A 19909-nucleotide genomic window follows, 5' to 3' on the forward strand; every position below is an offset into this window, starting at 1 on the left:
GCGTTTGCCGTCAGGGCCGGGAGTGGGCGTGAAGGCGTATTTCCGCAACTTGTCGGAGTCGGGTTCTTTGGCCTGAGCCTCAAAAACTTTCATTGCCGTGGTAGAACTCATAAAACCGGACATTGTTACTCCTTTCAGTGTTTGGGGGGATTGTCGTAATCAGGGCTGCCGTCGTCCCTGGCCCAATAGCGGACTTTACACTTGGGGTAGCCGGAGCAGCCGAACCAGACGCCGCCGTTTCGTGTGGGCCGGGGCACCAATGGCTTGCCGCATTCCTTGCATTTGTATTCCGACAAGGCTGGAGCCTCACGGGCTACGGGTTTGCCGTCCACATTGTCGTATTTTGCGCCGCACTCCTTGTCCGAGCAGGCAAAGAAGTCATACTGGCCGGAACCATCCCTTTTCGTGCCTTTGAGATGCTGAAGGGGCTTGCCGCACTTTTCGCAGGAAAAATCCGTCAGTTCCGAAGCCGCCTTCTCCCGCTTGGGGCCGGGACGACCGTTGTCATCGGCGAAGGTGGCACCGCAGGCCTTGCAGCCCCAGAAATTCCAGCCTTTTTCCTTGGAGTAGATGTGCCGGAACTGCTCCCGATCTCCGCAGGCCGGACAAGGAACGGCATGCGCCTGGACGAACTTGCCCAGCTCCTCCATGAGCTGGGCATGGAACACGCCGACGCACTCCACATAGCTGACTTTGCCGCCGGCCACGTCATCAAGGCGTTCTTCCATATGGCTGGTGAAATCCAGGTCCAGAAAGCCGAATGCGCCCACCAGAGCGTCCACCAGCTTTTCCCCGCGCGGCGTGGGCACGAGAAAGCCTTTTTCTTCTTTCACATAGGCACGTGACGTGATGTTTTCCATGATGGCGGCATAGGTGGCCGGGCGGCCGATGCCGCGCTTTTCCATCTCACGGATCAGCGAGGCTTCGGAGAAGCGGGAGGCGGGTTTTGTCTTTTTCGTCTTCACTTCGCCCCGGATAGCCGTAGCCTGGCATCCGGCCTTGAGGTCCGGCACAGCGTTGTCAGGTTCCGCCTCTTCAGCGTCGGCCAGGGAAGCGTCCGCAGCCATGACCACCTTCCAGCCCTGTTCCCGAAGCGTCCGGCCCTTGGCCTCAAACACGGCCTTTTTGCCGTCCACGTCGCTGACGAGCCGAGCCACGCGCACGTCAAAGACGGCATCCGCGAGCTGGCTGGCCAGCGTCCGAATGCGGATCAGCCGATACAGGGCTTTCTCATCGTCCGTTTCTCCGGCCTCTTCCATGTCCACATGCGTGGGGCGGATGGCCTCATGGGCCTCCTGCGCGCCGGCCTTGCTCTTCCAGGTGCGCGGTTTGGCCGGCAGGGGCCAGCCCTGGGCGTCGCAATACGCCCGGATCTCGGCAATGGCGCTTTCGCTCAAGTTGGGGCTGTCCGTGCGCATGTAGGTGATATGCCCGGCCTCATAGAGCTTCTGCGCCAGCTCCATCGTCTTCTTGGGTTTGAACTTCAGCGCATTGCTGGCCGCCTGCTGCATGGAGGACGTGGTAAAAGGCGCGGGCGGGGCCGCGCGGCTTTCCTTCTCTTCGCAGGAGAGAATGTCCAGGGTCCGCAAAGCCGCGATTTTTTCGGCCGCGGACTTGTCCAGAAAATACTCCTGGCCCTCCTCCAGCCAGCCTTCCCTGGGCAGCCAGGCCGCCTTCCAGCCGTCGGAGATATTCTCCACGGCCTCAAACAGCAGCTCCACACCAAAATGTGTGGTGGAGACAAAGGACCGGATGGCCCGTTCCCGCTCCACCACGAGCCGGACAGCCGGACTTTGCACCCGTCCGGCGGACATTTTTTCTTCCCGCACAGCCCGGCCCAGCGGGCCGGACACCATGTAGCCGCACAGACGGTCCAGAGCGCGCCTGCCTTCCTGCGCATGCACCAGGGCCATATCCACGGAGCGCGGCTCGGTCACTCCGGCCAGCACTTCCTGCTCATTGATCGCGCCGAAGGTGACGCGCCGGGGATTTTTCAGGCCCAGGGTGTCCTGAATGTGCCAGGCAATAGCCTCGCCCTCACGATCCGGGTCCGAGGCGAGATAGACTTCATCGGCCTTTTGCGCCAGGGCGGCCAGCTTTTTGAGCACATCCGCGCCGCGCGCGGTGGGTTCATAGCGCAGCCTGAAATCAGGCGGGGCTATGCCCATTTCCTTGAGCGGCAGATCACGTACATGGCCGCAACTGGCGGCCACGCGCCATTCCGCGCCCAAGATGCTTTGCAACTTCTTGATCTTGCCGGGGCTTTCCACGATCAGCAGTCTTATCATCGTCCAAGCTCCTTGCCCCGGTCCTTGGCGCGCTCCTTCCCGACCTGGCGCTGGACGGCCTTAAGGCCGCGTGCCTTGTGCAGATCATTGAAGTCGGTCAGGCCCTGGGCCTTTTCCTTGTTGGTAAACGTGGGGACCTTGACCTTGCCGTTGACCTTCTGCGCCGCCAGCTCGGCTTTTTCCACACCTACGTTGTAGGGCTTGCCGTCCCTTTGCATGGCGTGATCGTTGTCCGCGCAGATGGTGATAGCGGCGTTGGGGTATTTGTCGCGGATGGCTTCCGCCACAGGCAACAAGTTACCGGAGTCAAAGGCGACCGCCACGGGCTTGCCCGTGGCCATGTGCAGTGAAGCGCCGGTGGCGTAGCCTTCGCAAAGGACAATTTCTCCCTGGGACAAGTCCTTGCCGTCAGCGCCGATCAGATGGAAGTTGCCTTTTTTCTCAATGCCCGTGGCAAAAGCCTTCTGGCCATCCGGATCAATGGCCTGGAAGCCGCGCAGTTCACCTTCGACGTTCCGTAACGGAATGATCAGGTTCCCCTGATCTTCCTTGAGGCCGAAGGCTTTCACGCCTTTTTTCTCCAGATAGGGAGACGAGACGGCCGGGCTGAAGCTGTCCCACATGCCCTTGCAGCGCTGGGCGGCGGCATCGTGCGCCCTGGCGCGTTCCGCTTCCGCCGCCTGAAGCCGCGCGGTACGCTCCCGCTGCTGGCGTTCCCGTTCCGCCGACGAGAGCACGACGCCGGTGGCCACGAGCTTTACCTTCTCGCCGGTGACATGGTTTTGCGCCCAGCCCGCCGGAATGCCGTCGCCGTGGAGGCAATAGCTTCCGTCCACTCCCCTGCCCTTTTTGGAAAGCAAGGGGACACGGTGAATTTTGCCGTCCAGCTCCGGAAGCTGGCCTTTGAGGTCCAGGCCCATGTCCGCCAGCTTGCGGGCGAACTCTTCCTGCGGAGAGAGATTTTCCGCCGGCGTGGCGGCCCTGGCTCCGGCAAAAGCCTGCTCAAGCGGCGTCATGAAACGCCGCAGAGGCGCGAGGTCCGTTCCTTCAGGGGCGTACCACTGCTTTTGTTTGCCGTCCCAGCGAGCCCCCAAAGCCTTGGCGGCCTCCTTGTCCTTGTAGGCCACATGGAGATAAGTTTTGGCCTGCGCAGGATCAACGGGAGCGCCGGAAGGCGCGGCCATGCCGGCGTCGTCCTGTCCACGCTCCACACTCTGCTCATGAATCTTTTCCTTCTGCATTTCCAACCCCAGAACATAGTCGCGGATATGTTCCGCATCCCGGCAGGCGCGCATGATTTCCAGCGGATCCTCCCTAAGCGCCTTCACCCAGGACTTCACATAGGCGGCATGCTGGCCGGGATCATGGCCCACGCCGACATCTTGACCAACCATCCACGAGCTGATTTCCGCGCGCAGTTCCTCCTTGGCGTATGTGGCCGAGCCGAACGGTCCGAATTCCCGGTTCATGCGGTCAGGGTGTCCGGTCCAGTGTCCCAGCTCATGCAGGGCCGTGGCATAGTATTTGTCGGCGGCGTCAAAGCTGTTCTGGGGCGGCAGGTGAATTTCATCGTTCAGCGGGCGATAAAAAGCCCGGTCATGCTGATCATGTTTGATGACAGCGCCGGAATTGGCGAGCACGGCTTCGGCCTTTTCCTGGGGATCCCATGCAAAGGCTTTTTCGTGTTCCGGAAGCGGAGGGAAATTCTCCACTTGCTCCACGTTGAAAACGCGCGCCATACGCATAATAGGCCGCTCAAGCGCGATATTTTCCTTTTGCGGCTTGCCGTCGTCGCCCAGGACCGGCTGACCATTTTCATCCAACCGATCCTGTTCTTTCGTGAACTGGTAATAAACCACGGCCGTGGAGCGGCTGCCCGCCTTGATACGGTAGCCAGCGTCATTGGCCTGTTTCAGCGTCATCCAGCGCGGATCTTCATAGCCGGCCATCGCCAGATGCAGACGATTCACTCCCTTGTAGACCGTGCCGGAAAGAGGATTGCGCGGTGCAAGGTTCTGGGCCGGCGTCCAGGGCTTCTGCCAGGGAGCCGTGCCTTCCTCCAGCATTTTGATGACCTTGCCGGCGAACTCTTCATGGAACGGGATCCGCTCTTTCTTATCCCCGGCCATCTTCCCCCCCTTCCGCCGCAAGAAGGGCGTCGTCCAGGATATCCTTCAGCGTCAGGGCGTCTTCCGAGAAAGCACCCATGCCTTCCGCCTGTTCGGGATCAAGGGGCACGGCCAGGCCGTCCTGGGCCTGGTTGAAGGCATCCGTGGCCGCAGCATTCAGTTCTTCCTTATTCATGACAGTTTCTCCAGGGCTGAAGTTCTCCACTTCAGAAGTTGATTGTTCACCGTTGCGAGAATGGCATTCTGTTCCTGATCATCCGCTGAAATGCCTGATGCATGGATTCGCAGGGCGGCAATGAGTTCAGAGTATGGCAGCATGCTGTCTTCCTCTTTGCACTGCCGCATCAGACGGGACAGAATACTGTGAAGCAGTCCTCTTGCCTGTTGTGTCCAGTAATCATTCACGCTTTCCCTGAAAACTTCGTCCATGAACAGCGCAATATCCGCTTGCTCATGGACGGTTCCAATGCGGATGAAGGACATCTGATCACGATTTTTTTCCGTCATATTCATCAGTTCCCCATAGTTGAAGGTTCAAAGATGCATACGGGCTCCACCCTGGCCATGCCGGCCAGAGGCACGAACCCGAAAAAACGGCTGTCAAAGCTGCCCGGATGACCGGCGAGCACCAGGGCCATGCCGGCAGGGATCACGCCGGCGCGCAGCGAGCTTGCCGGCAACGGACGGCCCATACTGTCGTTGCGCCTGGCCGGAGCCGGCCAGAAGCAGGCCGATCCGGCGGCTGACGTGATCTGTATGTCGTAAGGCGTGACCGCGACGGCATCACCGGGAAGCCCGGCCAGGCGTTTGAGCAAAGGCCGAAGTCCTGAAGGGCAGGAGCCCGGCCCGACGTAACCGCGCTCTCTGGCCAGAGAGGTCCAGACCGGAGACTCCAGGCAAAAGGAGACGAGATCTCCGCGCTCCGGAGCGCCGGGCGCGATGCGGTAAATGCCTTTGGGCAGGGATGGCGTCGGGTTGAAACGGAAGCCCGCACGATGCAGCAGCGGCAGCAGCAGAAAGAAAGCGGCAACAACGGCCGGCAGCGCTTTCATGGCCGCTCCTCCAGAAAACTCTCGAAGCTGGCAGGCCGGGCTTGCTCCGGCACATCCGGCGTTTTTTCCTCCTGGGGTGTTTCCACCGGAGAGAACCATTCTTTGGGCCGGGGAAAATACAGGGAATCCGTGATGCCGGCGGGATACTTTTCTGAAACGCCCGGCGCGGGCATCTTGGAGCGCTGCGAGAACGTGGGATCCTTGAAATAGAGAATCTGCATCCCGTAAACAGGATACTGGCCAGCGGTGAATATCAGCATATGACCGGGCTTTGTGACCTTGCCCTCACTATCCTTTTCCGCGCCGGGCAGGCGTCCGCATTCATCCGGCGTCAGCAGGGGCCGGGCCGTTTCCGCCATGTTGATGGAGCGGGTGCGCCCGCCCTTGCCGATGGAGATGGAGGTTTTCTTCTCCACCACCGTAGTTTTGCCGGTCATCTTGGAAAGCAACTCCGCTGTGTCCGGATCATTCGGCGCATAGGCGATACGCACATGGCAGTTGCCAAAGATCGCATTGTCCTTGCCGTATACCTCGTTGAGTTGCTTTACGTCTTGGACGATGATGTACAGTTTGCCGCCGTAACCGGCGATGTAGGCAATAGCTTTCTCCAGAATGGGCAGTTTCCCCAGGCTGGTAAGCTCATCCAGCATCAGCAGGAGCCGATGCAGATAGCCGACCTTGCTCGCGCCGTCGGCAAATTCCATCTTGGCGCAGACGCGGCGGATAATCAGGTCCAGCATAAGGCGCATCAGCGGGCGCACCCGGTCTATGCCGTCCGGTGGAGCCACCAGATAGAGGTCCACCGGATTTTCGTCATTCATGAGATCATGGATGTGAAAATCAGACCGGGCCGTGTTGATGTTGATGATGGGATCGCGGTAGATGGCCATGTTCACCAGCGCGGAAGACAGGACGCCGGAGGCCTCGTTTTCCGCCTTGGAGGACATTTCCCGCGCGGAGCTGGCAATGAAGATATGGCAGGCATCGCCCACGCGCGCGTCAGCGTCCGGGGCGAACTCCCGGAACAGCTCCGCGTGATCCGTGGCCATCATCTCATCCAGCAGCTCCGCAGAGGTACGATCCGGATCAGACATCATGATGGTCAATTCCTGAAGCGTGGGCATGCGGCCCTCTTTATGCCGCACCATGACGCAGCAATGCAGGATCAGCCCGGAGAAAAAGGCAAAGGCCGCTTTGGTCCAGTGGTCCGCCATGCCCTTGCCGTCAGGATCCACCAGCATCAGCGCCATGCTCTGCACGTCCTGGACAGCTTCCAGTTGCGTCAGGCGGATCTCGTCCAGAGGATTGAAAGCGCAGCCGGATCCGGACGAGTCCGCAGGCGCGAAGCGCAGCACCGTATGCCCCTGGGATTTGCGCCAGCCTGACGTGAGCGCCCAATTCTCGCCCTTGATGTCCAGCGTCAGGCTGGAGTCTGGCCAGGACAGCAGCGTCGGCAGGATCAGGCCGACGCCTTTGCCGGAGCGCGTGGGCGCGAAGCAAAGAACATGTTCCGGGCCGTTGTGCCGGAGATAGCGCAGGGTATTTTTCCCGGCGTCGAACCAGCCGCCCACATAGACGCCCTTGCCCTCGAAATAGCCCATGCGCCTGATCTCGTTTTCCCGCGCCCAGCGCGCCGAACCGTGCAGATATTGATTGCCCTTGAGCCGGCGGAAGGCCACCGTACAAAGCACGGCAAGGAGCAAGGGCAGGATGAAAAAGGCCTGTCCGACGGTCATGGCGCTGTCCATGACCGTCGGGGAAATGCCTTCCCAGGTGAAGATGCTCCAAGGCGCGTAAATCGGGATGCCGAAAAGATTAAACCACGGCTGCCCCAGAGCGGACTGGAAGCCATAATCCGAAGCCGCCTTCAGCGTGGCCATGCTCATGCCCAGCAGCGCCAGCGCCGGCAGCAGGAGCAGCAGCCACCAGGGCGCGGTTTTGCGCTTGGGCGTTGATTCCTGAAGACCGTATTCCTGTTGCGCCATGATTCTCTCCAACAAAACGTGTTACCGGGGACAAATGCCGCTGTGTGAAATTCCAGCAGGTTACTTGTATGGCCAGCCTGGTTCCGGATCCGCGACCGAAAGGCCCTTTGTGTTACGCGGCGATCTTTTCCTTCCGGCAGGATTGCAGCGTCTCCGCGAGAGCCTGCCGGTAGGCATTCAGCAATTTTTTTGCGGCGGCAGCGGCTTTCCGGGAAACGGCGGAATTGTGCGGGCCACGGTGCTGATCAAGGCTCACGCCATCCTTGCCGTTCAGCCATATGCCCAGGGTCGATCTTGTCCCGTCGGGCTCCTTCAGGGCGAAGACCCGGTATGTCCCCTGATGGCAGTGGCCCGCATAACTGCTGATGCAGTGCGACATTTCAGAACCCTCCTCGGCTAAGGCCTGGCTATCCGTCAGGGGCGTACAGGCCACGCCGTCAATGACGGTTTCCGGGAGAAGCGAGTCCCATTTCAGGAGTTTGTCTTTTCGTTCCGAACGTTGAATTGCGACACGTCTGTGCCAGTCTTCAGATCTGCGCAGCAGGGAGGCCCATGAAGAATTTCTGTCCGGCAGGCCCTGCGCGAAGCCTTCCGCATGGAGGTAGTCCGCCATGAGCGTGAGATCCGACTCCGGATCATTCCAGAGCCATCGCCGCATGGCGGCAAAACCCCTCTCTTTCCATATCTGCGCGCAGTGCTTCAGAAAAACGCGGTAGAGTTGTCGCACAAGAGGCGACCCGGCCGGAAACCTGGTTCGGTTTGAAAAGCGGATGAGTTTCACATAGGCACAGACCGGCGCATGGATGCCGCCGCAATTGGCCAGGGCCAGATCCTCGATGACCGGGTTGTTTTTCGCCTCCGTCCATTCGCGGACAATGAGCGACGAAGCTCTGGACAGCCAGCGCCATGGCGCGGCCGACTCGAAGCTGCGTAGCCTGTACCCCCAGCAGCATTCAGGCTGGACAGGCCTGCGGTCCAGGGCCGTGCTTTTTCTTCCGTCCCTGACCCAGAGCTTGCGTGAAAAAAGGTCATTCCGGCCCCATTGCTGCGGGTTAATCTCTTTCAGAACCGGAAGGAGGTTCCGGTGCTCTGCGGCCACCTTCAGTAGCGCCGGACGATGCCGGACATATTTCAGGTAGCCCGCAACGGTCCATTTGCGCCAATCCATGGCGAGCAAGGCGGAAAGCATCTCGCGGTCCACAAAATGATCCCACCAGACGGCCCGCAAGGCTTTGGCCCCGGAATCCGTGGAGGCATTCGTGAGCAGGCCCTGGCTCCTATGGAATTCGCCCTTCCGATTCCGGACCTCCCCGCCGAAGTATTTTCTGAAGAGAGCTCTGTATACTCTGGAGCTGGGCGCGCCGTTTTCTCCCGTCTCAGGGAGGTCGTCGGCTCCGGCGGCGCGAAGAGCCTTGCCTAAAGCGTCCTTGCAGAGCCAGAAGCCCCAATCAAGCGAACGCGTCTTTTCCCCAATGGGGGCAAAAGGGATATCCGGCCATTTGTCCAGGTTGTCCGTTTCAAGCCACTCCCCGTTGCGCAGGTCGAATGCGAAGGTATGCAGCGCGCCATCCGTTTTCCGCTCGATCCGCCAGAGATTACAGATCGTCAGACGTTTCAGGCCGTTTTCATCAGAAAAGCGGCACATGCGGAGCAGCTTATATCTGATGATGAAGTCTTTCGCCCGGCGGTAGACTTCCAGCAGATCCTTCCGCCCGAAAAGGGTGGAACGGGGTTTCTTCTCTGCGGTTCCGTTCATGGCTGCTTCCTCAGCGCCGCCAGCGGGTATAAGGTTCCTTGAAAATCACGTCCTTGGTGACGACAATATTGAACTGGTAGCCGGGCCGGATCTCCAGCGTGGGCTTGATGCTCAGATTGCGCTGGAGCAGCGTTGTCGTCGTCTGGCCAAGCTGCTGGGCCAGGGATGCCGTCATCTCGTCGGTCATGCGCGTTCCGTTGTCGGTTTTCGTGCTGTCGTTCACGCCGTCCAGGGCGTATGCCATGCCGCCGGAAACCAGGGACATCATCAGCGCCGAGCCGAATATGCGCATGTAGTGATTGTTTACGTCGTCATTGAGGCCGGCCATGCCGCCCATGTCCGCTCCAGGCATGGCTCCAAGGGAGATGGATGAGCCGTCCGGAAAGATCAGGCGGTTCCAGGCGATCAGGACGCGCTCCTGGCCGTACACGATACGGGAGTCGTAAACGCCGTAGATCTTGGTGCCTTGGGGAATGAGCAGGTTCCGGCCGGTGGCGGAATCAAAGACGTGCTGCGAAACCTGGGCGATCATGTTGCCGGGCAGATCCGAGTTCACGCCTGTCAGCATGACGCCAGGAATGACCGCGCCGGTTTTCAGCTCCAGCGGCATGCCGGCCGTGCGCTGCTCCTGAAGCTGCCAGGAAGTGTCCTTGCGGGCGCGGTCAAAAAAGGCTTCCTTGTCCCGATCAGCGGCCGGGTCATAGTAGTTGTCGCTTCCGGCTGAAGCCGTGGCGGAAACGGCATTTTGACCGGCGGCCGACGCGGAGCCGTTCACAGGCGCGCTGACGGCCACGGCAGCGGCATTGGCGTCGGTCATGCGTTTGGCGACCAAGGGCGCGCTGAGAGCGCTCATATACGCCTGGCTCTTGACGCGGCGGATGTTTTCCGCCTGCTGATCCGGTTTTTCCTCACGCTGGACAACTACCAAGGGTTCCGGCTTTGCCGGTTCCGGAGGCGCTGCAACGCCGCTCGTTTGATCCTTCTTGGGATCAAGCGCCAAACCGCTTCCCTCCACAAGCCAGACAGGCTTTTCCTCTTCGCTTACAGCGGCCTTTTTGGCTTCTTCCTCATCTTTCTTGGGGTCATGGGCAAAATTCACGCTGTAGATCAGCACGGCGAGCATCATGATGAGGACCGCCAGCAGAACATAGAGCGGCCAGCGGCCCATTCTGGCCACAAGTGGCGTGGGCGACATGACAAGGGCGTTGGGGGATTCGTCGCTCATCTCATTGGCCTTTTCTGATGATCCGCACTTCCTCCCGCCTGGAGCCCACGCCCAGCAGCAGGGAGATGTCGTCAAACAGGCCGTCCACAACCAGGTTCTTGCCGTCCACGCGGTAGTTGACCAGGACGTTTTCCCCATGCTTGCGGGCCAGCAGCACGGGCATCTCCGTACTTTTCCGGGGCAGGTGGATGTAAATTTTCTGGCCGTCGTCAAAGACGCGTTCAGGCCTCCAGGAGGCCTTGCCTTTCACCTCGAAATTGAAATTCAGCCCGGAGATATCGACCTCTTTCCCCTCAATTGTGGCCGTATTGCGCTGGATTTCCTGTTCTCTGGCGGCCTTCTTTTCCGCAAGCTGGAGCTTCATGGCGTCGGCGTAGACAAAGCCCACATACGGGGTATGTCCGGAGCGCTGGGAAATAAGACGCAGATGATAAATGCGGCGGTCAGTGGTGACCACGGCGGTTGTTTCCAGCCCGGCGTCCACGGGCTTGATGAAGAGGTGCGTGGTGTTGCCGGCAGTGCCCGTTTCCACCATCCAGCGCGCGGAATCGCCCACGATCACCTCATTGACCTTCTCCCCGGGCTGGAGTTCCACATCACAGACCTGCATGGGGCTGGCCAGGATGGTGGGCAGGGAAGCGCCATGCTCATAGACCAGTTTGCCGGACTGCGAGAGCACCGGAGCCGGGCCGCGTCCGGCCCAATCACGGCTCAGGTTGAGGGCCTGCCGTTCGCGTTTGCTCAACGGCACGGCGTCATTGCTGAGAAAATCCGGGGGCGTGTTCAGGAAATCGGCCGGCAACGGCGGGGCCGAGGCCGGGTCGGAAGCAGCGGACGCCGGGCCCCTGGAAGGGGCCGCGCCCTCAACTGCTCCAGGGAAAAAGCAGCATGCCAGCAACAGGGAAACAACAAACCTTTTCATGCGGAAAACTCCTATTGAGCTTTGGAAGCGGCCGGACCGGCGTTTTTAAATACGCGGCTGGCCGAAAGGCTGGTGATGTACACGCCGCCGGGATTGCGCAGCAACACAGCTTCCGACGTGGGCGGATTGATCTGGACGCTGACCGTGGCCTCATAGGTATGACTTTCCAGGGCCACGCCCGAATGGGCGCGGACTGTCTCCGTCCACTCCACCCGGTAAGAAGTGGAGCTCACCGGCAAGGGCAGGCTCTTGATTTCCACATGGACCAGCTTGCCGGACTTGGCGATTTCATAGGGATTGTTGGCCGTGAACCATTCCTTGAGCACGCCCTTGGCACTGCCGGCCACAAAAAAGCTCAGGCGCTGGATCATCTGCTTCTGAAGCTCAATGTCCGCCGTGACCGTGCGCCAGTCCGTAATGCAGGCGGCGATTTCCGCCTGGACCAGCCGCAGGGGTGCGGCGCCGGCCTGATCCGCGCGAGCCGCCACGGCGGCCTTGCCCAGCTTGTCCACCTCGATGATGTACGGAATGGCTTTGACCTGGTTCGCCTGAATGACATTACACATGATGGATCCGCCCAGGAGCATCAGGGCGATGAAGGCCGTCATGCGCCATTGCGCCGCGCGGTTGATATACGAGCCGTAGCGTTCCAGCCATTCTTGGCGGGCGTTAAGGTACGGGTTATGGCCGTCTGCGGGCTTGGGCGCGGACGCGTGAACGTCGATTTTCTCTTTTTTCTTGAACAGACTCATTGTATGATTCCTTTATTTTTCTGACCAAAAGAGGTTGACTCCATGAAAAAAAACCGCAGAAAGAATAAAAATGGACAAGAAAAAAACACTGTTGTACCCGCGCTTCCAGACGGCCTCTATGAGGATAAAAAACATATCGGTCACACTAACTCCTCATTGATGCTTTCAGCTTATTCTTTGGTAAATTCAAATTTTCACTCATCATTAAATACAATTGCGTCAGTAATTCTTATGACAGACTCAGCATTTGCATTTACTGCAATAACATTAAATGTTGTAAATATATTTTCATCTTTTATGTCTATATATGCCCTATCACTTTCATTTTATATACTTTCAGTTGTATCAAATCTAAAATCAAAAAATACTATCGCTAAATACATAATAGAAGGAAATGATGACATTAGTTTTATTATTGGTGAAATAGAAAGTAGTCATAAATATAATTTTCGTTTTATAGGAATTTTTGTTTTATTTTCATGTGTATTTCTTCTGTTAATCAGTGATCAAATTTCTAGTTACATTCTAAAAAAACTATAGTTGCTCCAACTATAGAGAGGAACGATGCGATAAAAAATAAAATATAATGATTTTTATGAGTATAAAAATCATTTTTTATATTTTTTAAAATGCTTCTCCCAGAAAAATATAGATAAAGTGAGTATGGCAATGCAATCACGATAGCACCTACAAGAAAAATAGGCTCTCTTTTTACGTAATAGACATATAGGAACATTAAAAACATCATTATTGATGAAATAAAATTCATTGCATGCAGTAGTCTTGAGAATGCAGATAAATTTGAACTTTTGGGTTGCCTCCCATATGACTGCCTCTTACTCATGGTGTTCTCCCGATTTCTTGTTCCACCCAGGCAGATACTCCAGCTCATAAGAACCGGGCCAGGAGCGGGGAAATCGTGGACCAAAGCCTTCCGGCTTGTCCGGGAGATCAGCCAGACGGGTCAGATTGACCAGAAACATGTCCGTCCGGGCCAGCCAGCCCTCAATCCACGGGCAGCGCTGCAAGACCTCCGGGGCGTATTCTTGCAGGCATTCAAAAAGCTGCCGTTGTTCATCTATAACCTTCCAGATGCCGCGCGCTTGGTTTGATTCAATGCAGAACCGACGCAGCTCAGACCATTCTTTATTCTTGAACAGGCTCATAGTGTTGTTAGCCCCCCTTGTTCTGACTTTTGGCTGCTTCCGTGCGCGCACTTTCAATCCGCGCCCGTAGCGACGAAGCGACACTGCCCTGGCGCTCCCCCTTGTTATGGCTGGCTTCACGGGTGGCGTTCCAGAGATTGCCGGCCGTGCCCTTGAGCATACCGCCCACGCCCTGAGCGCCTTGGGCCTTGGCGGCTTGGGCGGCCCGGCCGATGTTGGCCACGCCGGATCCAGCGGCCATGCCCACGCCCATCATGCCGGCACCCAGGGCCGTGACCGTGGATGTAAGAGCATTGCCCGTGCTGACGTGCGAGCCCTGGATGATCCCGGCCACCACATCGGGGAGGGTTTTGACGAGGCAGTAGAAGATGACGCAAAAGCAGATGGTGAGGCCAATCTGGTCCCAATCCATGTCTTCCGTTGTCTCAAGTTGTTGTATAAAATTGATGCCTACGCCCATGACGAGCTGCATGACCATCAACTTGAAGGCTACGGCAAAGACGTAGCGCAAGGCGTTAATGGCATAATCCCGTAGGAAGGAGGTCGCTCCAAGGCCAAGCAGAATGGATGATGCACACATAGCCACTATGCACTCACATTTTATAAGAATTATCTGTAACGAAATGAGTGCAAAACAGAAGAGAATTGCCATGCCAGCCAAGAAATATGCAACGAATGTTACAGGATTTATCCCGGTCATACGAAAAATATCTTGCGCTAGCCTAAGTCCGACAGTAAATGGCTTATCAGATGCATCTGTGATTGTTGTTGCTTCACCAGCTATTGATTTTAATCCATTGATGACGTTCCACGTCCATGTATGATAATTGTTGATGACGGCAAGAAAAAATCCGGCAGCCAAAAGTACAAAACAGAAATTCTTGATTGTTTCGCGGATATCAGAAGTACCAAGAGCCATTTTTACGCCCAGCCAGGCAACCTCAAGAACTGCACACCAATAAAATAGCACCTTGGCATATTTGAGCATGACTGTTTCATATTTAGACAGCTCATTATGAAATTTTGTGACAATATCAGATACAATCGTATCACCTTGCGTCGCAGCAAAAACAGTGATAGTATTGCTGTAACATAGAATAAAAAGGAGCATTCCAATGAAGAAAGCTATCTTTATAATTCTCATAATTTTCATTTTTATGCCTTCTAAATCGTTTTCTTTTGGTATTTATGGCTGGTGGCAATCCCAAAAAACACCATCAGCCCTTTTAAAAATTACAGAAGAGAAATTTTATGGCGTTAAATATAAAATAACCTCTAGGACTGATAACAAACTTGAGCTGATCATGGATAACTCTGAAACTCCTTGTTATATTGAAAATAAAGGAGAAGATGCCATGACATTCATAAATATATTTGGAAAAAAAGAAGATTATAAACTCGTAACACGTGACACCAACCTCAAAAAGAAGGACGTAAGAAAGCTCTGTAACATAGATTAAAATGGATCAGAGCGTGAAGTTGTTCCCAATTTTTTCTTGAGCATATATCTTTCGCGTTCCTGTCCCATCTGACTTTCCTTCTCTGCCTTTTCCTGGCTCGCCAAATCCGATTGAACCTTTGTCGCAATGAGTTCGCGGAGTTGGCGGGCCTCTTGTATTTGCAGGGCGGCAAGCTGATTGCCGGCCATAAGCGCTTTTTGCTGGCCGTCAGGACTGGAAAGCAGCTCATTCATGTAGTCTTCCAGCTCGCCGGACTCTTCCAGTTCCTTGAGCTGCTGGCCTGAGAGCTGGAATGTCGCCTTGGTGGAATCGTCCACGCGACTGCTCCAACTGTCCCAGCTCGTGCGGTAGGTCATGCCGCCCTGGGAAAGCATGTTCCTGGGCATGTTGGCCAGATTCTTCAGCTCACCTTGCGTCTGGTACAGACCATCAAAGACGCTGCCCATGCCCATGACATCGTTGCGCATGGTGTTCAGGGCGTTTGTGATCTTGCCCACCCTCGAAAGTTCACCGGCAATCTTCCGGATAATGTTCGCGGGCAGCATAACGGTGTTCTGCACCATATTGGTGTATTGCTCGATATTCTGCTGCACCATCTGGAGTTGGGCGGCAGTCTGCTCTATGGCTTCATCGTATTCCTTGAGCAGCGTTTTGAGCTGGTCAAGGCTGGTGGCCTTTTCTATGGCCTGCGTCACCCTGTCGCTGCAATTCGTGCAGTACACAACTTTGGCGTGGACATTCATGGGCATACAGAAAGCCAAAAGGAAAATCAGAGGCAATGACGTGCGCATATCTTTCTCCTTGGAGTTAAACGACGTTGCGTTCTTTGAGCCAGACCCAGGGCCAGTCTTTCCCATATTGGTTTTTGAGGGCCTTGATCCGGGCAATACTGTCCTTGTCGGAAACGCCGACGAAGGACAGCGCCACCGGCCCCAGGCCGAGCTGAAAGAGCCGGCGGCCGGAGGGACTGACCATATAGTAGTCCCGCTTGGGAGTGGCGTTGGCCAGAATTCCGATCTGGCGGTCATTCAGCCCGCAGCCCCGATAAAAGGCGTACTCGTCGTCATTGCGGGCTTCTCTGTTGGGCAAATGGATTTTTGTGGGGCAGGACGACAGAATAACGTCCATGATGCCGCTGTTCTTAGCGTCCGAGAGGCTTTACGTGGCTATGATCACGCCGCAGTTGGCCTTGCGCATCACTTTGAGCCATTCGCGGATTTTGTCGCGGAAGACGGCATGGCCGAGCATGATCCAGGCCTCATCCAGAATCAGGAGCGAGGGCTTGCCGTCCAGGGCCTTCTCGATTCGGTGAAAGAGATAGGTCAGCACGGGGATCAGGTTGCGGTCGCCTTTTTTCAGCAGCTCTTCCATTTCAAAAACCACAAAGTGTGAAGAGCGCAGATTGTCTGTTCTGGCGTCCAGCAACATCCCCATCGTGCCGCGTTGCGTGTAGTAAGCCAGGGCTTGCCGGATGGGGGTGCCCTGCACGGCGTGCATGTAATGCGACAGGGTGCGCATGTGTTCCGGCTGCGTGGCCAGCCCCGTCATGGCGTTGTGGATGGCTTCGCGGTGCGCTGGCAGTACGGCCATGCCCTGGAGTTCCAGCAGGCTTTCAATCCAGTTTTCCGCCCAGGCCATTTCCGTGGCGCTTTCGTCAATGCGCTGAAGCGGCGTGAAGCACAGACTGTCTTCCGTGGCGATCTCATAGTGATCGCCGCCCGTGGCGTCGCAGAGAGGAAAGAGCGAGTTACCCTTGTCAAAGGCGAAAATGCGGCCATCCATATAGCGCAGGAACTGCGCGGAAATAATGGCCAGGAGGGATGATTTGCCGGAGCCCGTGGGGCCGTCGATAAAGGTATGCGCCAGATCGCCGTCGTGGAGGTTGAACCAGAACGGCGTGGAGCCATCGGTCAGAAAGACCGCCAAAGGTGGGGAATCCGGCGGATAGAAGGGGCACGGGCAGACCGGACTGCCCGTCCAGACTGATTGCAGGGGCAGCAGATCCGCCAGATTCAGGGTGGTGATGAAGGGACGCCGGATATTGGCATATCCGTTGCCGGGCAGGCTGCCCAGCCAGGCTTCCAGAGCGTTGATGGATTCAATGCGGCAGCCGAAGCCCTGGGTCTGGATCATCCGGCGCAGCTCGCGGGCATTGTCTTGCAGAACGTTTACATCCTCATCCATGAGGATGATTGTGGAGGACAGATAGCCCGCACCGACATAGCCGGACTGTACTTCCGCCTTGGACTCTTCCGCGTCTTCGCGCATCCGAAGGGCGTCGCGGTTGACCTTGGCGTTGGGATTGTTGAGAAACTGGTCCATGAACCCCAGAACGCGCTGATTCCAGCCCTTGACGTAGCTCGTGATCTCCTTCTCGGCGTCAAACTGATCCAGGCAGATGAAGCGCGTGGAGTAGCGGAGCTCAAAAGGCAAGGTATCCAGGCCCGCAAACATGGCAGGCCAGGATTCTTGCGGTAAGCCGTCGATGGAGAGGACGGCCAGATGCTTTTTCTCCAGCCCGTCTTCCAGGCGGGGAATCAGGCCGCCGACCAGGTGGCGACTGCCCAGTAGAGCGTCCAGATACATGGGGGCGGCCGGGATGCGCACAGGTTGCAGGACGCCGGAAATGCAGGATTGCAGGTGGGCCAGCAGGTCAGAGTGCAAAAACGGACTGTCTGAGGCGTCATACAGCTCATATTCCTGAAGGCGGGTCATGCCCAGCACGGCCGAGCAGCCGTCTTCCAGTTCAAGGAGCGTGTCCTTGAACGTCTTGAGGCCCTTCTCCAGGGCCGACATGGTTTCCACGCCCACCTTGGCAGCGCCCGCCATCTTGGTCACATTATAGTTGGGCAGAAAGGTGGCGGTCAGGAAAGTAGCTGTACTGTAGCAGAGGCCTTCGCCAAAAAAGGCACGGCGCTCGTCCTCGATGGCTTGGGAAACAGGATCCGGAAAGTGCGAGCGCGCAGCGTCCGGGTATGCCCGCTGCCGTGTCCGGCAGGCGTCCACATGGAGCATCCAGCCGGTGCCGAGACGGGCCACGGCATTGCTGAACTGCTGCGATACATAGGCAAGTTCATCCGGCGTGGCGCTGGCCGTGTCTTCCCCACGGATCTCCCAGGCGGCCAGGAAGGAGCCGTCTTTCTGGAGTATGATGCCCGGCTCGATCAGAGCCGCGTAGGTCAGAAGGTCAGGCAGGCCCTTGGCCTGGGAGCGGAAGTCTTGTAGCTTCAGCATATCATCTCCAAGGAAAACTTTAACCAACAATACTGCATAGATGTGGAGGGTTTCATATGGGACACATTCCTCAATCAATAAAAAAACTTCCCACGGTTACGTTTAATTTTTTAAAAAAATTTATTTTCTCTTCAGAAGAAAAAGTTTTTGTTGAGGATAGTTACAAAACACTGTTGCCGCTTTTTACAAATATAAATTCATATATTCAGACTTTTCTTGGTATTTTTGCTTCATCATTAATGGCGCTCAACGCAGCACTCATTGCTGTTATATTAAGCGGAGAGGAAATAAGATCAGTCATATTTTTCTCTTTTGGTCTATGTATATTTATTGCAGCAATATTTTTATATCTGTTTACATTTTATATATTATTAAGGTTAAGGTTAAATCTTATAACGTCTTCAAAAACTCAAAATATTAAATTTGAAAAACTGTCATATAAAACAGAGTCCGATATATCTGATTACATTTTATACATGATGATAGTATCATTTGCATTTCTTGTTAGTTTTTTATCAATTATTCCTTCTTTAATAAAATAAGAAAATATATAATGAGAGTAATGTAATGCACATAATGGCGTAAGAGAAAAGTTTAGCAACCACATCTCTTCTAACGAATGCACAAATATATATATTTATATATACACTAACTTCTATTGAAATTCCTAAAATCATAAGGATTCTAAAAAATGAGAACTCTTTAAATGCGACAGTGATAACCAATAAGAGAAAAGTTGATACAAGTGCTGTGACCAGAAACAGTCTTGCACTATTAATCTTCCCCTTGACCAAGGGGCGGAAATTTTTAATCCGTGCCATTTCTATTTCTCTCCCAGAATATTTTTCACATGTCCGACCACAGACCGCGCATAAGCGCGGCCCCGTTCCGGATTCTTATGAAGGGGCGTGTGGTAGTAGGCCACGGCCTTCCAGTTGAGGCCGTGCCGGTGAATCTCCTGGGCCGAAGGGGCGTGTGGTAGTAGGCCACGGCCTTCCAGTTGAGGCCGTGCCGGTGAATCTCCTGGGCCAGGATCCAGACGCCGATCTTGACGTTGTTGGCCGGCTCCAGCACCTGTTCCAGCGGCCAGCCGTGCTTCCGGATCCAGTATGAATTCACCTGCATAACGCCTACATCGAAGGAGCGCCCGGCGCGCATGGCCCACTGCGCATAGCGCAGGGCTTCTTCCTTGGAGTCGGCCCGCACGTCGCGGCCTGAGATATTGAGTATCCAGGGATGGCAGCCGCTTTCCTGGCGGGCGATGGCCAGGGCCAGCACCTTGGGCACCTGATAGCGGGCGCAGGGAGCGTCAAACAGCGGTTCCAGTTTCTGCTGGCGCTCCTGTAGTGCGGCGGCGTTGGCCGGAACGGCAAAGAGAAACGCCGTAAAGAAAAGCATGGCTCCGACCAAGCGCTTGCAAGGTTCTGTATATGCGGAGTAGTATTGTTTCATAACATTACCTGTTTGGAGGAACAGCTATGTGGTTCTTTACTCCAAAGAAAAAATCTCTTGATGATGCTGCGATAAAAAGCCTTATGTCCGTGAGCAGCCAAAGAAATTTGAAAGTATTTCTTGAGGCTGAAAAAAATATGTTTGATCATCTCAAAGCATTTATTACTCTTTCATTTTTACTTAATACTGGATGCCTTGCTGCACTATTTCAATTCAGACCAGATATAAAATGTTGCATTATTGTGTTATCAATAGGCATAGAAATTTCTTTAATAACTTATTTGTTATCTTTTCTTTTCCTTAACATATCAATGTCACACATAATAAAATGCAATTTTGATAAATTTAAATCATCAAGAAGAATTTCATACTCATTTTCATATTTTGGAGTTGCTGTATCTATAATATCTTTCTGGATTGCCCTTCTTTTATTTATAAAAAAAATTTCAAGCACATGGTGACATTTACTGCAATCATAAAATACAAAT

General features: G+C 55.4%; 20 protein-coding genes. 4 read left to right on the forward strand and 16 right to left on the reverse strand.

Translation table 11 applies throughout. From position 1 onward, the window contains the following. Positions 1-134 precede the first annotated feature (134 nt). From topA to KH208_RS12140, 10 genes are all read right to left on the reverse strand, one after another. Positions 135-2288, reverse strand: a complete 2154-nt coding sequence (gene topA, locus KH208_RS12095; RefSeq protein WP_291436608.1) for a type I DNA topoisomerase — start codon at positions 2286-2288, stop codon at positions 135-137. Continuing rightward, the gene (locus tag KH208_RS12100) at positions 2285-4417 is read right to left on the reverse strand and encodes a zincin-like metallopeptidase domain-containing protein (RefSeq protein ID WP_291436609.1); all 2133 of its coding nucleotides are present in this window, start codon (positions 4415-4417) and stop codon (positions 2285-2287) included. The genes topA and KH208_RS12100 overlap by 4 nt, the downstream gene beginning before the upstream one ends. Next, positions 4404-4592: a hypothetical protein gene (locus tag KH208_RS12105; protein WP_291436610.1), complete on the reverse strand. Its 189-nt coding sequence runs from the start codon at positions 4590-4592 to the stop codon at positions 4404-4406. The genes KH208_RS12100 and KH208_RS12105 overlap by 14 nt, the downstream gene beginning before the upstream one ends. After that, complete coding sequence (locus KH208_RS12110; protein WP_291436611.1) at positions 4589-4930, reverse strand: hypothetical protein; 342 nt, start codon at positions 4928-4930, stop codon at positions 4589-4591. Before KH208_RS12110 ends, KH208_RS12105 begins: the two co-directional genes overlap by 4 nt. Further along, on the reverse strand, positions 4930-5469 hold the full coding sequence (gene traF / locus KH208_RS12115) for a conjugative transfer signal peptidase TraF (protein ID WP_291436612.1): 540 nt from the start codon (positions 5467-5469) through the stop codon (positions 4930-4932). Before traF ends, KH208_RS12110 begins: the two co-directional genes overlap by 1 nt. After that, complete coding sequence (locus tag KH208_RS12120; RefSeq protein ID WP_291436613.1) at positions 5466-7454, reverse strand: type IV secretory system conjugative DNA transfer family protein; 1989 nt, start codon at positions 7452-7454, stop codon at positions 5466-5468. Before KH208_RS12120 ends, traF begins: the two co-directional genes overlap by 4 nt. A gap of 112 nt (positions 7455-7566) precedes the next feature. Beyond that, positions 7567-9210: a PcfJ domain-containing protein gene (locus tag KH208_RS12125; RefSeq protein WP_291436615.1), complete on the reverse strand. Its 1644-nt coding sequence runs from the start codon at positions 9208-9210 to the stop codon at positions 7567-7569. Between the two features lie 10 nt (positions 9211-9220). Then, positions 9221-10435 (reverse strand): TrbI/VirB10 family protein, encoded by a 1215-nt coding sequence (locus tag KH208_RS12130; RefSeq protein ID WP_291436617.1) that lies wholly within the window; start codon positions 10433-10435, stop codon positions 9221-9223. Between the two features lies 1 nt (position 10436). Next, complete coding sequence (gene trbG, locus KH208_RS12135; protein ID WP_291436619.1) at positions 10437-11357, reverse strand: P-type conjugative transfer protein TrbG; 921 nt, start codon at positions 11355-11357, stop codon at positions 10437-10439. 11 nt (positions 11358-11368) lie between these two features. Continuing rightward, entirely contained in the window at positions 11369-12109 is a 741-nt protein-coding gene (locus KH208_RS12140; RefSeq protein WP_291436621.1) for a type IV secretion system protein, read from the reverse strand. A gap of 42 nt (positions 12110-12151) precedes the next feature. Between KH208_RS12140 and KH208_RS12145 the strand changes: the two genes are divergently transcribed. After that, positions 12152-12649, forward strand: a complete 498-nt coding sequence (locus KH208_RS12145) for a hypothetical protein (protein ID WP_291436623.1) — start codon at positions 12152-12154, stop codon at positions 12647-12649. Between the two features lie 296 nt (positions 12650-12945). Here the strand turns inward: KH208_RS12145 and KH208_RS12150 are convergent, their stop codons facing one another. Continuing rightward, complete coding sequence (locus KH208_RS12150) at positions 12946-13275, reverse strand: hypothetical protein (protein ID WP_291436624.1); 330 nt, start codon at positions 13273-13275, stop codon at positions 12946-12948. A 7-nt stretch (positions 13276-13282) separates the two neighbouring features. Next, complete coding sequence (gene trbL / locus KH208_RS12155; RefSeq protein ID WP_291436626.1) at positions 13283-14428, reverse strand: P-type conjugative transfer protein TrbL; 1146 nt, start codon at positions 14426-14428, stop codon at positions 13283-13285. Here trbL and KH208_RS12160 point away from each other — a divergent pair. After that, a complete protein-coding gene (locus tag KH208_RS12160) occupies positions 14391-14735 on the forward strand; it encodes a hypothetical protein (protein ID WP_291436628.1) in 345 nt (114 codons plus the stop codon). The genes trbL and KH208_RS12160 overlap by 38 nt on opposite strands. Here the strand turns inward: KH208_RS12160 and trbJ are convergent. The 3 genes from trbJ to KH208_RS12175 are packed head-to-tail and all read right to left on the reverse strand — an operon-like array spanning position 14732 to position 17969. Beyond that, on the reverse strand, positions 14732-15526 hold the full coding sequence (gene trbJ / locus KH208_RS12165; protein ID WP_291436629.1) for a P-type conjugative transfer protein TrbJ: 795 nt from the start codon (positions 15524-15526) through the stop codon (positions 14732-14734). The genes KH208_RS12160 and trbJ overlap by 4 nt on opposite strands. 16 nt (positions 15527-15542) lie before the next feature. After that, on the reverse strand, positions 15543-15863 hold the full coding sequence (locus KH208_RS12170) for a hypothetical protein (protein WP_291436632.1): 321 nt from the start codon (positions 15861-15863) through the stop codon (positions 15543-15545). Positions 15864-15893: 30 nt separating this feature from the next. Continuing rightward, a complete protein-coding gene (locus KH208_RS12175) occupies positions 15894-17969 on the reverse strand; it encodes a conjugal transfer protein TrbE (RefSeq protein ID WP_291436634.1) in 2076 nt (691 codons plus the stop codon). 56 nt (positions 17970-18025) lie between these two features. On the opposite strand from KH208_RS12175, the gene KH208_RS12180 reads away from it, so the two are divergent. Further along, entirely contained in the window at positions 18026-18511 is a 486-nt protein-coding gene (locus KH208_RS12180; RefSeq protein WP_291436636.1) for a hypothetical protein, read from the forward strand. Between the two features lie 304 nt (positions 18512-18815). Here the strand turns inward: KH208_RS12180 and KH208_RS12185 are convergent, their stop codons facing one another. After that, entirely contained in the window at positions 18816-19367 is a 552-nt protein-coding gene (locus KH208_RS12185; RefSeq protein WP_291436638.1) for a lytic transglycosylase domain-containing protein, read from the reverse strand. 80 nt (positions 19368-19447) lie between these two features. On the opposite strand from KH208_RS12185, the gene KH208_RS12190 reads away from it, so the two are divergent. Then, complete coding sequence (locus KH208_RS12190) at positions 19448-19882, forward strand: hypothetical protein (RefSeq protein WP_291436641.1); 435 nt, start codon at positions 19448-19450, stop codon at positions 19880-19882. Positions 19883-19909: the final 27 nt, after the last annotated feature.

The sequence above is a fragment of the Desulfovibrio sp. genome (assembly GCF_018379785.1).
GTDB lineage: Bacteria > Desulfobacterota > Desulfovibrionia > Desulfovibrionales > Desulfovibrionaceae > Desulfovibrio.

Bases quoted from the DNA above. Each gene is read 5' to 3' on its own strand.
- topA (WP_291436608.1), bottom strand. From the start codon at position 2,288: ATGATAAGACTGCTGATCGTGGAAAGCCCCGGCAAGATCAAGAAGTTG.
- KH208_RS12100 (WP_291436609.1), bottom strand. From the start codon at position 4,417: ATGGCCGGGGATAAGAAAGAGCGGATCCCGTTCCATGAAGAGTTCGCC.
- KH208_RS12105 (WP_291436610.1), bottom strand. From the start codon at position 4,592: ATGAATAAGGAAGAACTGAATGCTGCGGCCACGGATGCCTTCAACCAG.
- KH208_RS12110 (WP_291436611.1), bottom strand. From the start codon at position 4,930: ATGAATATGACGGAAAAAAATCGTGATCAGATGTCCTTCATCCGCATT.
- traF (WP_291436612.1), bottom strand. From the start codon at position 5,469: ATGAAAGCGCTGCCGGCCGTTGTTGCCGCTTTCTTTCTGCTGCTGCCG.
- KH208_RS12120 (WP_291436613.1), bottom strand. From the start codon at position 7,454: ATGGCGCAACAGGAATACGGTCTTCAGGAATCAACGCCCAAGCGCAAA.
- KH208_RS12125 (WP_291436615.1), bottom strand. From the start codon at position 9,210: ATGAACGGAACCGCAGAGAAGAAACCCCGTTCCACCCTTTTCGGGCGG.
- KH208_RS12130 (WP_291436617.1), bottom strand. From the start codon at position 10,435: ATGAGCGACGAATCCCCCAACGCCCTTGTCATGTCGCCCACGCCACTT.
- trbG (WP_291436619.1), bottom strand. From the start codon at position 11,357: ATGAAAAGGTTTGTTGTTTCCCTGTTGCTGGCATGCTGCTTTTTCCCT.
- KH208_RS12140 (WP_291436621.1), bottom strand. From the start codon at position 12,109: ATGAGTCTGTTCAAGAAAAAAGAGAAAATCGACGTTCACGCGTCCGCG.
- KH208_RS12145 (WP_291436623.1), top strand. From the start codon at position 12,152: ATGAAAAAAAACCGCAGAAAGAATAAAAATGGACAAGAAAAAAACACT.
- KH208_RS12150 (WP_291436624.1), bottom strand. From the start codon at position 13,275: ATGAGCCTGTTCAAGAATAAAGAATGGTCTGAGCTGCGTCGGTTCTGC.
- KH208_RS12160 (WP_291436628.1), top strand. From the start codon at position 14,391: ATGAAGAAAGCTATCTTTATAATTCTCATAATTTTCATTTTTATGCCT.
- trbL (WP_291436626.1), bottom strand. From the start codon at position 14,428: ATGAAAATTATGAGAATTATAAAGATAGCTTTCTTCATTGGAATGCTC.
- trbJ (WP_291436629.1), bottom strand. From the start codon at position 15,526: ATGCGCACGTCATTGCCTCTGATTTTCCTTTTGGCTTTCTGTATGCCC.
- KH208_RS12170 (WP_291436632.1), bottom strand. From the start codon at position 15,863: ATGGACGTTATTCTGTCGTCCTGCCCCACAAAAATCCATTTGCCCAAC.
- KH208_RS12175 (WP_291436634.1), bottom strand. From the start codon at position 17,969: ATGCTGAAGCTACAAGACTTCCGCTCCCAGGCCAAGGGCCTGCCTGAC.
- KH208_RS12180 (WP_291436636.1), top strand. From the start codon at position 18,026: ATGGGACACATTCCTCAATCAATAAAAAAACTTCCCACGGTTACGTTT.
- KH208_RS12185 (WP_291436638.1), bottom strand. From the start codon at position 19,367: ATGCTTTTCTTTACGGCGTTTCTCTTTGCCGTTCCGGCCAACGCCGCC.
- KH208_RS12190 (WP_291436641.1), top strand. From the start codon at position 19,448: ATGTGGTTCTTTACTCCAAAGAAAAAATCTCTTGATGATGCTGCGATA.